Below are 14,148 nucleotides of genomic sequence, written 5' to 3' on the forward strand. Positions count from 1 at the left end.
CCTAGGATTTACGCCATGCGCTTGGCGACCTGGAACGTGAACTCCATCCGCACTCGAGTGGATCGCGTGGTCGACTGGCTTGAGCGCGCCGATGTCGACGTGCTGGCCATGCAGGAGACGAAGTGCACCGACGCGCAGTTCCCGAGCATGCCGTTCGCCGCGCTGGGCTATGAGATCGCCCATGTCGGGCTCAACCAGTGGAATGGCGTCGCGATCGCCTCGCGTGTGGGGTTGGACAACGTCGAGGTCGGATTCGAGGGGCAACCGACCTGGTCGGCCAAGCCTGACGTGGAGGCGGCCGCAGAGGCCCGTGCACTCGGCGCCACGTGCGGCGGGGTGCGGGTGTGGAGCCTGTACGTGCCCAATGGCCGCAGCCTGGAGGATCCGCACTACGCCTACAAGCTCGAATGGCTTGCCGCACTTCAGAAATCCGCTGCCAGTTGGGTCGCCGACGACCCGAGCGCGCCGATCGCACTGGTGGGAGACTGGAACATCGCGCCGTTCGATGAGGACGTCTGGGACATGGCCGCCTTCGAGGGTAGGACGCACGTGTCCGAGCCTGAGCGGGCCGCGTTCCAGGCGATGGGCGATGCCCAGTTCACCGATGTGGTGCGGCCGTTCACGCCCGGTCCCGGCATCTACACGTATTGGGACTACACGCAGTTGGCGTTCCAGAAGCGGCGCGGGATGCGCATCGACTTCATTCTGGGCTCACCGGCGCTGGCGCAGCGCGTGACGCATGCCGAGATCGTCAAGGATGAAAGGCGCCCCGGGAAGAAGGGCAGCATCGCGCCGAGTGATCATGCGCCGGTGCTGATCGATATCTGACGTTCGGCGCCGCTGCGCCGCTGTGGCCTGACGGCCCTCACCCGAACGGCTCACGCCTCACCCACTCAGCTCACCCCTCACTCAGCTCCACCCCCCGACCCGACCTCTGGTTGGGCCACGCCACCGTCACCAGCTATCGCCAACCGTCGTCGCCACCGTCACCGCGGCCCCGGCTCCCGTCTACTTCCGCCGCCCAGATCCGGGGTTGTCCACAGTTGCGACTTGGTCCACAGTCGCTGGCTTGACGTGCGTGATCTGTCGGCGGGTGAGGGCATACTCGAACATGTGTTCGATGATGATTCGCCGGACGGGCTGCTCACCGAGATCGAGGCGTGCCACCGCTTCGAGACGATGCTCATCGGCCGCCGCATGGCCGCCATCGCCCGCCTGGTCGAACACCGCACCGCTGAGGCCGAGGCTGACGATCCAGACCCCGGCTACTGCATCATCACCGGCCTGACCCGCACCAGCGCCGAGATCGGCGCCGCCCTGAACCTGGCGCCCAAACTGGCCCAGGACACCGTCGCCCACGCCGAAGCCCTCGACACCCGCCTGCCGCTGGTGGGGGCGCTGCTGCGCGGCGGCGACGTCGACTGGCCCACCGTCAAACTCATCCTGACCCGCACCGAACACGTCACCGCCACCCTGATGCCCCAGATCGACGCCCAGATGAGCCAGAAGCTCACCACCTGGTCGTCGTGGTCGCGGCGAAGGGTCATCGACACCGTCGACGCGGCCATCCACAGCCTGGACCCCGAGGCCGCCAAGGAACGCCGCGTGCACGCCGAGGCCGGGCGCCACGTCATCATCATCGCCAAACCCGACGGCACGGCCCAGTTGCGCGGCATCCTCACCGCCCCGGCCGCTGCAGCACTCGACGCCCGCCTCTCAGCGATGGGCACCGCGGTGTGCGCCGCCGATTCCCGCACGCTGCGGCAGCGCCGCGCCGACGCCCTGACCGCCCTGAACCAAGACCAGCTGCTGAGCTGCGACTGCGGACAGGCCCAATGCGCCAGCCGCACCGCGGCCCACACGGCCGCCGCCGACGCCGCGGCGGCAGCGGTTTCCCGCGGGGCAGGTGCCCGTGCAGGCGGCGCGGCCACCGGTGCCGCGGGGGTGCCGGCGGTGCGCACCGTGATCAACGTCATCGCGTCTGCGGCCACGGTCTCCGGCGACAGTGATCAGCCCGGCTACCTGCAGGGCTTCGGGATCATCGACGCCGCCCAGGTCCGCGACCTGGTGCCGACCGCCCTGCTGCGCCCCGTGTCCTGCCCCACCCTCACCACCGCCCAGGCGCACACCTACACCCCGTCAGCGGCGCTGGCGCGGTTCATCAAGACCCGCGACCTGACCTGCCGCTTCCCCGGCTGTGACCGCCCCGCCTGGTTCGCCGACCTCGACCACACCACCCCGTTCCACCACACCAACCCCGCCGCCGGCGGACCGACCGCGCCCTGGAATCTGGGCTGCTACTGCCGCGAACACCACCGCGACAAAACCTTCCTCGACTGGACCGACCACCAACTGCGGGACGGAACCATCGTGTGGACCTCACCGACGGGCCGGACTTACGAAACCACCCCCGCCGGAGCCGAACTGTTCCCCGACCTGCTCGGCCCACCACCGGCCCCCGACCTGCTCGGCCCACCACCGGCCCCCGACCTGCTCGGCCCACCACCAGCCCCCAACCCCTTCGGCCCACCGCCACCACCACGACGCCGCCACCCCCAACGCGACAAGGCCGCTCGTCGCGCCCAGGCCCGCGCGCAACTGGCCGCCCAACGGCCCCGCAACGCCGAACAACGCCGCCTCAACGCCGCCCGCCGCCAAGAGATCGACCAACGCCAATGGCGCAACCACGTGCGCAGAATGCTGCACCTGTTCAAAGGCACCCCCTCCACCAGCCCCTGGTGCACCTGGGTCAACGACCCACCCGAACCCGAAACCCTGCCCCCCGACTGGAAACCACCACCCCCACCACCCATCGACGACACCGAAGAACCACCGTTCTAGGAGGGCCCCAGAGCATGAAAATCCTTGTCGCAACGGCACTCACGCAGGGCACCAGCCCGCGCGACTACCACTACTGTGTGGAGCGCGAGTTGGTCTGGATCCAGGAACCGTGCGATCGCGACGTCAACGACCCGCAGGGTCCCTGCGGGTGCGGTCGAGGCTTCGCGGGCGCCGCCTCACACCGGGCGACCACCACCGCGGTGGTGGTCGACTCCGCCATGACACGGGACGAGGTGGTGCTGGCTTTCGAGACCAGCCTCGGCGACGGCGGCTGGCCGGCGGACTGGGCCGAGAACGTCGCCGACGACAACCTGGAGATCGCCGCGCAGCTGCCGGTGGGCGCGATCATCACGCGTGACCGCGACCGGTTCTTCCTGCGCGGTGCGCTGTTCCGCTAGCTTTCCGAGGGTTCGGTGCCATAACGGCCAGCATTGAACATTGAGGCGATTCCACCGATCACCATCATGATCGCGGCGGCGCCGAACACCACGACGAGACCGGCATGGAAGGGTCCGGTGATCAACTCGGGGAAGAACGTCTGCCCGGTCAGCACGTCGACATTGACCCCCGGATGATGAAGCGCGCCAGAGGGTTCGAGCAGTTCGGCGACCGGGTTGTAGCCCAGGAAGGCCGCGAACAGACTGCCGACGGGTGGCAGGTCAGCGACATCCTGCGCCACGGCGGCCGAAACACCTTGAGCCTGAAGACCACTGCTCAACGCGCCCGGCAGCGTGCCGGCCAACCCAACGATCATCAGCGAGAAGAAGATCCCGATCGACAACGACGAACCGGCGTTGAAGAACGTCGCACGCACACCCGAGGCGGCCCCACGCTGCGCCGCGGGCACACTCGACATGATCGCGGCGGTGTTGGGTGCGGTGAAGATGCCGCCGCCCAACCCGTTGAAGAAGATCAGGACCGCGAACACCCAGTAGTCGAAGTTCACCGGGATCAGCAGCAGCGCCACGAACGTCACGGCCATCATGACCATGCCACCCACGGTGAAGGGACGCGCACCGAACCTGTCGGACAGCGATCCGGCGATCGGGCCGGCGATCAGGAAGCCCACCGTGATCGGCAGCATGTAGATCGCGGCCCACAGCGGCGTGGACTCGAAGGTGTACCCGTGCAGCGGCAACCAGATGCCCTGCAACCAGATGATCAGCATGAACTGCAGCCCGCCGCGGCCCACCGAGGACATCAGTCCGGCCAGGTTGCCCATGCCGAACGACGTCGACTTGAACAACCGCATGTCCACCATCGGCTGGTCGACCTTGAGCTCGATCACGCAGAACGCCACCAGCAGTGCCAGGCCCACGCCGATCGAACCGAGCACCGCGGGATTGCCCCACCCGGTGGACGCGTTGCCGTAGGGCTGGATGCCGTAGGTGATACCCAGCAGCAGCACGGTCAGTCCGACGCCGAAGGTCAGCGTGCCCGCCCAGTCGATCCGCCCAGGAGTGCGCGTGCCGATCTCACGCAGCGACCTCAGGCTCCACACCGTGCCGAGGATGCCGATCGGCACCCCGACCCAGAACACGGCCTGCCAGTGGATCTCGGAGAGCACGCCACCGATCAGAAGACCGAGGAACGAGCCGGCGACCGCGGCAACCATGTTGACGCCCAACGCCACTCCCCGCTGATTGGCCGGGAAGGCGTCGGTCAGGATCGCCGACGACGACGCCATCAGCATGGCGCCGCCGATCCCCTGGATCACGCGCCACGCGATCAGCCACACGGCTCCCGCCCCCATGTGGAACGGGTCGAACGACACCGCGATCGCGGCCAGGGTGAAGATGACGAAGCCCAGGTTGTAGATGCGGACCCGGCCCAGCATGTCGCCGAGGCGGCCGAACGGGACCACGAGCACGGCCGTGACGACCAGATAACCCATCAGCATCCACAGCAGGTAGCCGACGTTGCCCGGCGCCAGCGGGTTCAACCCGATGCCGCGGAAGATGGCTGGCAGCGAGATCAGGACGATCGAGGCGTTGATGGTCGCCAGCAGCGTGCCCAGGGTGGTGTTGGACAGCACGACCCACTTGTAGTTCGGGTGGTCGTGGTCCATCTGGATGCGCCGGCGCGCGGTCGCGACCTCGGCAGTCGTCGTCTCGGTGTCGGTCGTCATCAGCCTCGTCATCTCGTCAGAATTCACATATATTAGCTATACAAATCATCTCCAAGCAATCCCTATTCCCCGCACCCGGCGTGACCATGCGCTAGGTTGGGCCCGTAACCACGGGAGCGCGCACCGAGCGTGCTGAGAGGACGGCTGGGGCCGTCGACCGGATGAACCTGACCGGGTAATGCCGGCGTAGGGAGTGATGAAGATGGCTGTACCCATTTCCGCCGTGACCACCGGGCCCATCTCGGGCAGCACCAAGGGCAGGCGCGATCTGCCCGACGGGTCGCGCGTGCCGTTCCGCAGAGTGCACCTGACCAACGGCGAGCACCTCGACCTCTACGACACCTCGGGGCCCTACACCGACCCCACCGCGACCATCGACTTGACCAACGGCCTGCCGCCGAGACCGAACGTGGTCACCGACCGCGGCACGCAACTGCAGCGGGCCAGGGCGGGCGAGATCACCAGCGAGATGGCGTTCATCGCCGAACGTGAAGGTGTCCCAGCGGAACTCGTGCGCGACGAGGTCGCTGCGGGCCGCGCGGTCATCCCCGCCAACCACAACCATCCCGAGGCCGAACCGATGGTCATCGGGAAGGCGTTCGCGGTGAAGGTCAACGCCAACATCGGCAATTCCGCGGTGACGTCGTCGATTGCCGAGGAGGTCGACAAGATGGTGTGGGCCACCCGATGGGGTGCCGACACCATCATGGACCTGTCCACGGGTGCCGACATCCATCAGACCCGCGAGTGGATTCTGCGCAACTCCCCCGTCCCGGTCGGCACCGTGCCGATGTACCAGGCGCTGGAGAAGGTCGGCGGCGACCCGACGCGACTGACCTGGGAGGTCTACCGCGACACCGTGATCGAGCAGTGTGAACAGGGCGTCGACTACATGACGGTGCACGCCGGGGTGCTGCTGCGACACATCCCGCTGACCATCGAACGCGTCACCGGGATCGTCAGTCGCGGCGGATCGATCATGGCGGCCTGGTGCCTGGCGCACCACACCGAATCGTTCCTCTACACGCACTTCGCGGACCTCTGCGAGATCCTGGCGCGCTACGACGTGACGTTCTCCCTCGGCGACGGACTGCGTCCGGGTTCCATCGCCGACGCGAACGACGCCGCCCAGTTCGCCGAACTGCGCACCCTGGGCGAGCTCACCAAGGTCGCGAAAAGCCATGGCGTGCAGGTGATGATCGAGGGGCCCGGCCACGTGCCGATGCACAAGATCGTCGAGAACGTCCGCCTCGAGGAGGAACTCTGCGAGGAGGCCCCGTTCTACACGCTGGGCCCGTTGGCGACTGACATCGCGCCCGCCTACGACCACATCACCTCGGCGATCGGCGCGGCCATCATCGCCCAGGCCGGCACCGCGATGCTCTGTTACGTCACCCCCAAGGAGCATCTTGGCCTGCCCAACCGCAAGGACGTCAAGGACGGCGTGATCGCCTACCGGATCGCGGCCCACGCGGCCGATCTGGCCAAGGGCCACCCGCGGGCCCAGCAACGCGACGACGCGCTGTCCAAAGCCCGCTTCGAGTTCCGCTGGGAGGATCAGTTCAACCTGTCCCTGGATCCCGACACCGCCCGGGAGTTCCACGACGAGACCCTTCCCGCCGCGCCCGCCAAGACCGCGCACTTCTGTTCCATGTGCGGTCCGAAGTTCTGCTCGATGCGGATCACGCAGGACATCCGCGACGCGATGGCCGAGAAGTCGCAGGAGTTCGCCGACCACGGCAACCGCGTCTACCTCCCCTTGGCAGAATCGACACCGTGAACCTGTTACCGCTCACCCCGCCGACGCAGACGCCGCTGCGGGTCATGACCATCGCCGGGTCGGACTCCGGAGGTGGCGCAGGCATTCAGGCCGACCTGCGCACCTTCGCCATGCTCGGGATCCACGGCTGCGTCGCGATGACGGCGGTGACGGTCCAGAACTCGTTGGGCGTCAAAGCCTTTCACGAGCTCCCGACCGACATTGTGGCCGATCAGATCAGCGCGGTGACCTCGGACATCGGCATCCAGGCCGCCAAGACCGGGATGCTCGCCTCCTCGGAGATCATCGGGGCCGTCGCCGAGACCTGGCGCTCGGAGGGGTTGGCCGGACAGGTCCCGCTGGTCGTGGACCCGGTGTGCGCATCGATGCATGGTGATCCCCTGTTGCACCCGTCGGCCCTGGATTCGGTGCGCAACGAACTGTTTCCGCTGGCCACCCTGGTCACGCCGAACCTCGACGAGGTCCGCCTGCTCGTCGACATCGACGTCGTCGACGAGAAGTCGCAGCGCGAGGCCGCACGCGCCCTGCACGCCCTGGGCCCGCAGTGGGCGCTGGTCAAGGGCGGACATCTGCGGTCCTCGAAGATGAGCCCTGACCTGCTGTTCGACGGCACGGACTTCCACGAGTACGAAAAACCACGCGTGCCCACGCCCCACGACCACGGCGCCGGTGACACCCTGGCGGCGGCGACGGCCTCGGCGCTGGCGCACGGTTTTTCGGTGCCGGATGCGGTGGAGTTCGGCAAATCGTGGGTCACCGAATGCCTCCGCGCGGCCTACCCGCTTGGCGCGGGCCACGGCCCGGTGTCGGCACTGTTCCGCCTGCAGGTCTCGCCGTGATCGACCTCGAGGCCATCGCGGGTGTTGCGCACGAACCCGACGGCACGCCGCAGGGCACCGTGGTGTTGACCCACGGCGCAGGCGGCAACCGGGAGTCGCCGATGCTCATCCGCCTCTGCGACGAGTGGGCCAGTCGCGGGTGGCTCGCGGTGCGCTACAACCTGCCCTACCGGCGCCGTCGCCCCAAGGGCCCGCCGTCGGGGTCGGCCAAGGCCGATCAGGCCGGCGTCGCCGAGGCTGTTGAGGCGGCACGCGCGCTGGGCGGTCCCGTGATCGCCGGCGGGCACTCCTACGGCGGACGGATGACGTCCATGGCCGTCGCCGAGGGCGCGCACGTCGACGTCCTGACGCTGTTCTCGTACCCGCTGCACCCGCCCGGCAAGCCCGAGCGCGCCCGCACCGAACACCTGCCCGCCATCACGGTCCCGACGGTGTTCACACACGGCACGTCCGATCCGTTCGGCACCATCGACGAACTCCGGACCGCGGCCGAGCTGGTCACCGGCCCGACCGAGATCGTCGAGATCACCGGCGGGCGGCACGATCTGGGCTCCAAGACACTCGACGTCCCCGCGGTCGCGGTCGACGCGGCCCTCAAACTCTTCCATCTTACTCTCGAGTAAGATACTGTGCGCTGGTGACGACTGACCAGAAGCGAAGCGGCAGGGGAACATTGACGAAGGTTCTCGGACTCGGCCTTGCGGGCGTGGGGGTGGCCCACTTCACCAGCCCCAACCTGTTCGAGCCGATCACCAAGTCGGCCTTCCCCCGTCGCACCCGCCAGCACATCTACACCAACGGCGGCATCGAGACCGCACTCGGACTGGGTCTGATCAGCGGACGGACCCGCAACGCCGCGATCGTCGGGGCCATCGGGTACCTGGCGTATCTGGGCGGCAACGCGGTGCGCAACAACCGCTAGCGCGACTCGACGCCCAGGGTCACGTGCATCATGCGGCGCACGCACGCCTGGGCATGCGCGGAATCCTGGTAGGACACCAGCCTGCCGAGGTCGATCACGAGCGCCATCGCGGCGTGCACGACGAAGCGGGCCTGCGCGCTGGAGAACTCCGGGCGGGCCTCGACGAGCAGTCGGGCCCATGACCCGACGGTCGAGCGCTGCACATTGCGGAGCATCTCCTGATCGGCGACGCCCAGGTTCACGCGCTCGGTGTAATACACATAGGACAGCTCGGGATAGGCGAAGGCGCTGGCCACGTACGCCTCGATCAACCGCTGCAGCGCCTCACGCGGGTCGGTGACGCCAGCCAGCACCGAAGTCAGCTCACCCGACACGCGGTCGGCGGCACGCCGAAACACCGCGGCCAGGATGTCCTGCTTGCCGGAGAAGTAGCGATAGATCGCCGACGTCGGAATCCCCACCGCGGCGGCGATCTGGCCCATCCCGGTCTCGTGATACCCCTGCTTGTCGAACAGCAGCAGCGACTGTTGAAGCACGGCCTCGTACCGGCCGACGGTGGCGGTCTCGGCGATTGGCCGAGGTGACACGCTCGGCTGTTCCGCGGCCTCCGCAGCGGTGGGCAGTTCGGCCTCCAGCACGGCCCCCACGAGTTGCTGCATGAGCTCCTTGATCTGCGGCGCGGGCAGTTTGGCGCGGTGGTCGGCGATGCTGCCCATGACGCTCATCGCGGCCGACGACAGCGTCCACCGCTCCGACGACGTCAGCGCCGGCCTGCGCCGCTGCAACGGAATCTGTATCCGACGGTTGACCAGCCGGATCTGCGCCATCAGGGCGGCCTGATCGTCACCCTCGAGGTAGCGACCCTCCCAGCGGTACAGTCCCGCGGAGTCCCGACTGGCCAACGCCACGTCGACGATGGAGTCGACGATGCGGGCCTGAAGTCGGGCGGTGTCCTCATCGTCGGGGTCCGGGGAGGGCTCGTCGCAGAAGTTCGTGGCGTCCACCAGTTGCTGCCCGAGCGTGAGCACCGCCGCGCGAAACATGTCGTACTTGTTGGCGTAGTGCCGATAGAGCGCCGTGGCCGAGATGTCGAGCACCGCGGCGATGTCATCCATGCCCACCGCGTGGTAGCCGCGCGCGCTGAACGCCTCCGCCGCAACCCTGGCGATCTGGGCTTTTCGGTCCTTGGGGCGCCGACGAACACCATCGGTCGAAGCGGTTCGCGATGTCGGCACGCACTCACCCTAGCGGCGATGGGCACAGTCCACCTCTGTTCCAGTCGGCCTTCCAATACCGCCGTCGGCAACGCGAATCGTGGTTAACATAGAGGTCAGACCGCCGTGCCCGCCGATCGAGAAGGATGCGCACATGCTCGCGAAGCTGCGCCAGGTGTTGAGCTACCAGTTCACGGTCGCGGAACTGATCGGCCTGGGCCTGATTCTCGGCACGCCGTACCTGATCATCGGCGTCATCTGGTCGATGACCCACACCGATCACCTCGACCACCTGACCGGCGCGGACCTGGTGGTGTCGTTCCTGGGATCGATCGTGTCCTGGCCCGTGCTGCTGATCTCCAACGTCTGCATGACATGAGCGCGCCCGCACTGTCCACGTCCGACACCCGCATCACCATCACGCGGCGCACCGCGCGGTGGGACGACCGCGAGGTGACGGTCGCCGACGCCATGGACTTCTGGTCGTTCGCGGCGGGGGCGGCCAACGTGGTCATGCAGTTGGCGCTGCCCGGCGTCGGGCACGGCGTGGCGGAGAGCGTGGTGGAGTCCGGCAGCCTCATGCACCATCCGTGGAAACGGGCCCGGACGACGTTCAGCTATCTGGCGGTGGCGATCCTGGGCACCCAGGAGGACAAGTCCGCATACCGCGAGGCCGTCAACGGCGCGCACCGGCAGGTCAGGTCCACCCCCGGGAGCCCGGTGCAGTACAACGCGTTCGACCGGGATCTCCAGATGTGGGTTGCGGCATGCCTTTTCGTGGGCCTCGAGGACACCTATCAGCTGCTGCGCGGCCAGTTGACGCCGCAGGCCGCCGAGGATTTCTACCGATCGGCCTTCCCCCTGGGGACCACGCTTCAGGTGACCGAGGACCAGTGGCCGCCCACCCGCGCAGGCTTCGACGACTACTGGAACTCCGCGTGTGCGCGGGTGTCGATGGACGACACCGTCCGGGACTATCTCACCGACCTCATCAATCTGCGCATGATCACACCCCTGCTGCGGCCGGGATACGTCCCCCTGCTGAAGTTCCTGACGACGGGTTTTCTGGCGCCGGTGTTCCGCGACGCGCTGGGCGTGACGTGGACGGCCCGCAGGCAGAAGTGGTTCGAGCGCCTGTTCCTGTTCGTCGCGCTGGTGAATCGGTTCCTGCCCAAGTTCATTCGCCAGGGCGGCAGTCAACTGTTGCTGACGGACATCCGCATCAGGGTGCGACGCGGAAAGAGGTTGATCTGATGAACGGTGAACTGACCACCCGCCGCCTGCTGGCGATGATCGCGGCCGCCGCAGTGCTCGGCATCGGCGTGCTGTTGATGTGGCAACCCGTCTACCTGCCGGAATTCGACAGCTACGGCCTGCAGATCCGTTGCGGGTCAGGCTTTCTCACCGACATGTCACATCCTGAACTCGTCGACGGCGGCGCCGGGCCGCTGCGCGACCGGTGCGAGTCGGCACTGCTGCAGCGACGGGCCTGGGCGGTGCCGATGATGGTCGTGGGCGCGGGCGTGCTGATTGCGCTCGCACTGCGCGGCACCCGCGTGGTCAGCCCGCGATCCCAGCAATGATCCGGTCGCAGACCTCGTACATCTCCTCGAGCGCACGCTCAGGATCGGCGGCCCGCGACACGTAGAGCGCGGCCTCATCGAGCGCGCCGAGCAGCACGTGCGCGGTGGGGCGCAGGGGCGTAGCGGGAATCTCGCCCTCGGCGACGGCCGCGGCGAGCATGCCCTCGATGACACCGAGCCCGTACTTGACGCCCATCTCGCGCCACCGGTCCCACCCCAGCACGGTGGGCGCGTCCACGAGGACGATCTGCTGCACCTCGGGCGCCGAACAGCACTCGAGGAACAGCCGGGCGCCCACCCGCATCGCCGCCGACGGCCCCGCCGGTTCGCGTGCGGCGATGCCGGCGCCGACGTCGGCCACCAACTGCTCCTCGACCTGCTCGTAGACCGCCGTGAACAGGTCGGCCTTGTCCGCGAACTGGTGGTAGAGCGCACCGCGCGTCACGCCTGCGGCCTCAACGATCTGCTGCGTGGACACGTCCGCAAAACCCCTGGTGGCGAACAGTTCGCGGGCCGCGGAAAGCAGGCACGCGCGAGTGGTCGCGGTGCGCTGCGCCTGGGTACGACGAGGTGAGCTCTTGACTTCCATACTGTGTGCACGTAACTTTCATACTCAGAGTTTGTAAATATGCAAAAGGATAACCCGCCATGCCACACGTCACGTTGCAGCAGTGCCGGATCGACTACCTCGACCTGGGACCCATCGACTCTCCCCACCCGCCCGTCGTGTTCGTGCACGGCATGATCGTCGACGAACGACTGTGGTCGAAGGTCGCGAACGCCCTGGCAGAACGCGGTCACCGCTGCCTGATGCCCCGCCTGCCCCTCGGCTCGCACACCACGCCCGTCACCGACCGCTCGGCCCTGACCCCACTTGCCCTGGCCGGAATCATCGGAGACTTCATCGCGGCCCTGGACCTCCACGACGTCACGCTGGTGGGAAACGACACCGGCGGCGGCCTGTGCCAGTTCCTGATCGACGCCAACCCCGAACGCATCGGCAGGCTCGTGCTGACCAACTGCGATGCCTTCGAGGCGTTCCCGCCGTTCCCGTTCGACGCCGTCTTCGCGATGCTGCGCGGGCCGCGGACGATCTCCGCACTGTTCAACCTGATGCGACTGCGTCCGCTGCGGCACTCCCCCGCGGGTTACGGCATGCTCGCGACGCACGCCGACCGCGATCTCACGGCGTCCTGGCTGGTGCCGGCCCGCACCGACCCGCGCATCGCAGGCGATCTGGCGGCCATGGCGCGCGGCATCGCGGCCACCGACCTGACCCACGTCGCGCCGCGCCTGCACCGGTTCACCAAACCCGTACGCCTGGTGTGGGGTTCGGCCGACAGGTTCTTCACGCCCGCCCTGGGCCGCCGCCTGGCCGCGGTGTTCCCCAACTCGGCGATCACCGAGGTGCCGGGTGCGCGGACGTTCGTTCCGCTGGACAACCCAGGCGCGGTGATCGACGCCATCACCGCACTGGCGGAGTCACCCGCCGCACCCTGACACGCGCCGATTGCGCTGCGATCCGGGCCGCGGTGGTGTGTAGTCATAAACCGTGATTCCGCTGACCTGGAAACCCGTCGCCAGCAGACCCGAACCTGACTTCGTCGTCGGCCCCGACGAACGTCTGAGCTGGCCCAGAACCATCGGCATCGGTGCACAGCACGTCGTGGCGATGTTCGGCGCCACCTTCCTGGTGCCCGTCCTGACCGGATTCCCGCCGGCCACCACACTGCTGTTCTCGGGCATCGGGACACTGCTCTTCCTGATCATCACCGGCAATCGCCTGCCGAGTTATCTGGGCTCGAGCTTCTCGGTCATCGCCCCCGTCACGGCCGCGGTCGCCGCCGAGGGGTCCGGAAGCGCGCTGGGCGGCCTGATCGCCGTCGGCGTCCTGCTCATCATCATCGGCGCGGTCGTCCACCTCGTGGGCACGCGCTGGATCGACATCGTGCTCCCGCCGGTGGTCACCGGCGCGATCGTCGCGTTGATCGGCTTCAACCTCGCCCCCGCGGCGAAGACCAACTTCGAGAAGGGCCCACTGGTCGGCCTCGTCACACTGCTGTTGCTGGTGGGGGCGCTCGCATTCTTCCGCGGCCTGATCGGACGCCTCGCGATCTTCGTGGCCGTCGTGCTGGGCTACCTGCTGGCCTGGGCGCTCGGCGACGTCGACACCTCGGGCATCGCGTCGGCGAGTTGGCTGGGCCTGCCGGAGTTCCAGACGCCGACGTTCTCCCTGGCCGTGCTGCCGATGTTCCTGCCCGCGGTGATCGCCCTGGTGGCCGAGAACATCGGGCACGTGAAGTCCGTCGGGCAGATGACCGGCGTGGACACCGACCCGCTCACAGGACGCGCGCTGGCGGCCGACGGTGTGGCCACGGTGCTGGCCGGCGCCGGTGGCGGTTCGGCCACCACCACGTACGCCGAGAACATCGGCGTGATGGCAGCGACCCGCGTCTACTCGACCGCGGCCTACTGGGTCGCCGGGTTCGTCGCGATCGCACTGTCGTTGTGCCCCAAGGTCGGTGCGGTCATCTCGGCCATTCCGGCCGGCGTGCTCGGCGGTGCGACGATCGTGCTCTACGGCCTGGTCGGCGTGCTGGGCATCCGCATCTGGCTGACCAACCGCGTCGACTTCAGCCTGCCGGTCAACCAGATGACCGCGGCCATCGCGCTGATCATCGGCATCGCCGACTTCACTTGGCAGATCGGCGATCTGACCTTCACCGGTATCGCGCTGGGATCGATCGCGGCACTGCTGATCTACCACGGGATGCGCGGCCTCGGCGCGCTGCGCGGCGGTCATCCCGAGGCGGTGCGCACCGACGACGTGGTCGGATAGCG

15 protein-coding genes and 1 riboswitch are annotated in these 14,148 nt (G+C 68.0%); of the genes, 12 read left to right on the forward strand and 3 right to left on the reverse strand.

Annotation, left to right across the window (positions count from 1 at the left end):
- Window positions 1–15: 15 nt before the first annotated feature.
- The 3 genes from G6N34_RS20440 to G6N34_RS20450 all read left to right on the forward strand — a co-directional run bounded on the left by G6N34_RS20440 (window position 16) and on the right by G6N34_RS20450 (window position 3,239).
- Window positions 16–828 (forward strand): exodeoxyribonuclease III, encoded by an 813-nt coding sequence (locus G6N34_RS20440; protein WP_085155879.1) that lies wholly within the window; start codon window positions 16–18, stop codon window positions 826–828.
- Window positions 829–1,113: 285 nt separating this feature from the next.
- Window positions 1,114–2,841 carry an HNH endonuclease signature motif containing protein gene (locus G6N34_RS20445; RefSeq protein WP_235680638.1) on the forward strand — a complete coding sequence of 576 codons (1,728 nt, stop codon included), beginning with the start codon at window positions 1,114–1,116 and terminating at the stop codon, window positions 2,839–2,841.
- A gap of 14 nt (window positions 2,842–2,855) precedes the next feature.
- Complete coding sequence (locus tag G6N34_RS20450) at window positions 2,856–3,239, forward strand: DUF7715 family protein (protein ID WP_085151602.1); 384 nt, start codon at window positions 2,856–2,858, stop codon at window positions 3,237–3,239.
- Here G6N34_RS20450 and G6N34_RS20455 read toward each other — a convergent pair.
- Window positions 3,236–4,981 carry an MFS transporter gene (locus tag G6N34_RS20455; protein WP_407663241.1) on the reverse strand — a complete coding sequence of 582 codons (1,746 nt, stop codon included), beginning with the start codon at window positions 4,979–4,981 and terminating at the stop codon, window positions 3,236–3,238. The genes G6N34_RS20450 and G6N34_RS20455 overlap by 4 nt on opposite strands.
- 88 nt (window positions 4,982–5,069) lie before the next feature.
- A riboswitch (TPP riboswitch) is annotated at window positions 5,070–5,180 on the forward strand.
- On the opposite strand from G6N34_RS20455, the gene thiC reads away from it, so the two are divergent.
- From thiC to G6N34_RS20475, 4 genes are all read left to right on the forward strand, one after another.
- Entirely contained in the window at window positions 5,172–6,749 is a 1,578-nt protein-coding gene (gene thiC / locus G6N34_RS20460; RefSeq protein ID WP_085151866.1) for a phosphomethylpyrimidine synthase ThiC, read from the forward strand. It overlaps the preceding riboswitch by 9 nt.
- Window positions 6,746–7,588 (forward strand): bifunctional hydroxymethylpyrimidine kinase/phosphomethylpyrimidine kinase, encoded by an 843-nt coding sequence (gene thiD / locus G6N34_RS20465; RefSeq protein ID WP_085151603.1) that lies wholly within the window; start codon window positions 6,746–6,748, stop codon window positions 7,586–7,588. The genes thiC and thiD overlap by 4 nt, the downstream gene beginning before the upstream one ends.
- Entirely contained in the window at window positions 7,588–8,211 is a 624-nt protein-coding gene (locus G6N34_RS20470) for an alpha/beta hydrolase family protein (RefSeq protein WP_085151867.1), read from the forward strand. Before thiD ends, G6N34_RS20470 begins: the two co-directional genes overlap by 1 nt.
- Before the next feature lie 14 nt (window positions 8,212–8,225).
- On the forward strand, window positions 8,226–8,510 hold the full coding sequence (locus G6N34_RS20475) for a DoxX-related protein (protein WP_085151604.1): 285 nt from the start codon (window positions 8,226–8,228) through the stop codon (window positions 8,508–8,510).
- Here G6N34_RS20475 and G6N34_RS20480 read toward each other — a convergent pair.
- Entirely contained in the window at window positions 8,507–9,745 is a 1,239-nt protein-coding gene (locus G6N34_RS20480; RefSeq protein ID WP_085151605.1) for a TetR/AcrR family transcriptional regulator, read from the reverse strand. The genes G6N34_RS20475 and G6N34_RS20480 overlap by 4 nt on opposite strands.
- Before the next feature lie 133 nt (window positions 9,746–9,878).
- On the opposite strand from G6N34_RS20480, the gene G6N34_RS20485 reads away from it, so the two are divergent.
- Genes G6N34_RS20485 through G6N34_RS20495 form a run of 3 tightly spaced genes read left to right on the forward strand, consistent with a single transcriptional unit; the run spans window position 9,879 to window position 11,307 of the window.
- Window positions 9,879–10,103 carry a hypothetical protein gene (locus G6N34_RS20485; protein ID WP_085151606.1) on the forward strand — a complete coding sequence of 75 codons (225 nt, stop codon included), beginning with the start codon at window positions 9,879–9,881 and terminating at the stop codon, window positions 10,101–10,103.
- Window positions 10,100–10,978, forward strand: coding sequence for an oxygenase MpaB family protein (locus G6N34_RS20490; protein ID WP_085151607.1), 879 nt, complete (start codon window positions 10,100–10,102; stop codon window positions 10,976–10,978). Before G6N34_RS20485 ends, G6N34_RS20490 begins: the two co-directional genes overlap by 4 nt.
- A complete protein-coding gene (locus tag G6N34_RS20495; protein WP_085151608.1) occupies window positions 10,978–11,307 on the forward strand; it encodes a hypothetical protein in 330 nt (109 codons plus the stop codon). The genes G6N34_RS20490 and G6N34_RS20495 overlap by 1 nt, the downstream gene beginning before the upstream one ends.
- On the opposite strand, the gene G6N34_RS20500 is transcribed toward G6N34_RS20495, so the two are convergent.
- Window positions 11,285–11,896: a TetR/AcrR family transcriptional regulator gene (locus G6N34_RS20500; RefSeq protein WP_085151609.1), complete on the reverse strand. Its 612-nt coding sequence runs from the start codon at window positions 11,894–11,896 to the stop codon at window positions 11,285–11,287. The genes G6N34_RS20495 and G6N34_RS20500 overlap by 23 nt on opposite strands.
- A gap of 59 nt (window positions 11,897–11,955) precedes the next feature.
- Between G6N34_RS20500 and G6N34_RS20505 the strand changes: the two genes are divergently transcribed.
- Both G6N34_RS20505 and G6N34_RS20510 read left to right on the forward strand, forming a co-directional pair.
- Window positions 11,956–12,807 carry an alpha/beta fold hydrolase gene (locus tag G6N34_RS20505; protein ID WP_085151610.1) on the forward strand — a complete coding sequence of 284 codons (852 nt, stop codon included), beginning with the start codon at window positions 11,956–11,958 and terminating at the stop codon, window positions 12,805–12,807.
- A 52-nt stretch (window positions 12,808–12,859) separates the two neighbouring features.
- Window positions 12,860–14,146, forward strand: a complete 1,287-nt coding sequence (locus tag G6N34_RS20510; RefSeq protein WP_085151611.1) for a uracil-xanthine permease family protein — start codon at window positions 12,860–12,862, stop codon at window positions 14,144–14,146.
- Window positions 14,147–14,148: the final 2 nt, after the last annotated feature.

Source organism: Mycolicibacterium confluentis (assembly GCF_010729895.1).
Lineage (GTDB): Bacteria > Actinomycetota > Actinomycetes > Mycobacteriales > Mycobacteriaceae > Mycobacterium > Mycobacterium confluentis.

Bases quoted from the DNA above. Each gene is read 5' to 3' on its own strand.
- G6N34_RS20455 (WP_407663241.1), bottom strand. From the start codon at position 4,981: ATGACGAGGCTGATGACGACCGACACCGAGACGACGACTGCCGAGGTC.
- G6N34_RS20495 (WP_085151608.1), top strand. From the start codon at position 10,978: ATGAACGGTGAACTGACCACCCGCCGCCTGCTGGCGATGATCGCGGCC.
- thiC (WP_085151866.1), top strand. From the start codon at position 5,172: ATGGCTGTACCCATTTCCGCCGTGACCACCGGGCCCATCTCGGGCAGC.
- G6N34_RS20485 (WP_085151606.1), top strand. From the start codon at position 9,879: ATGCTCGCGAAGCTGCGCCAGGTGTTGAGCTACCAGTTCACGGTCGCG.
- G6N34_RS20490 (WP_085151607.1), top strand. From the start codon at position 10,100: ATGAGCGCGCCCGCACTGTCCACGTCCGACACCCGCATCACCATCACG.
- G6N34_RS20500 (WP_085151609.1), bottom strand. From the start codon at position 11,896: ATGGAAGTCAAGAGCTCACCTCGTCGTACCCAGGCGCAGCGCACCGCG.
- G6N34_RS20440 (WP_085155879.1), top strand. From the start codon at position 16: ATGCGCTTGGCGACCTGGAACGTGAACTCCATCCGCACTCGAGTGGAT.
- G6N34_RS20505 (WP_085151610.1), top strand. From the start codon at position 11,956: ATGCCACACGTCACGTTGCAGCAGTGCCGGATCGACTACCTCGACCTG.
- G6N34_RS20450 (WP_085151602.1), top strand. From the start codon at position 2,856: ATGAAAATCCTTGTCGCAACGGCACTCACGCAGGGCACCAGCCCGCGC.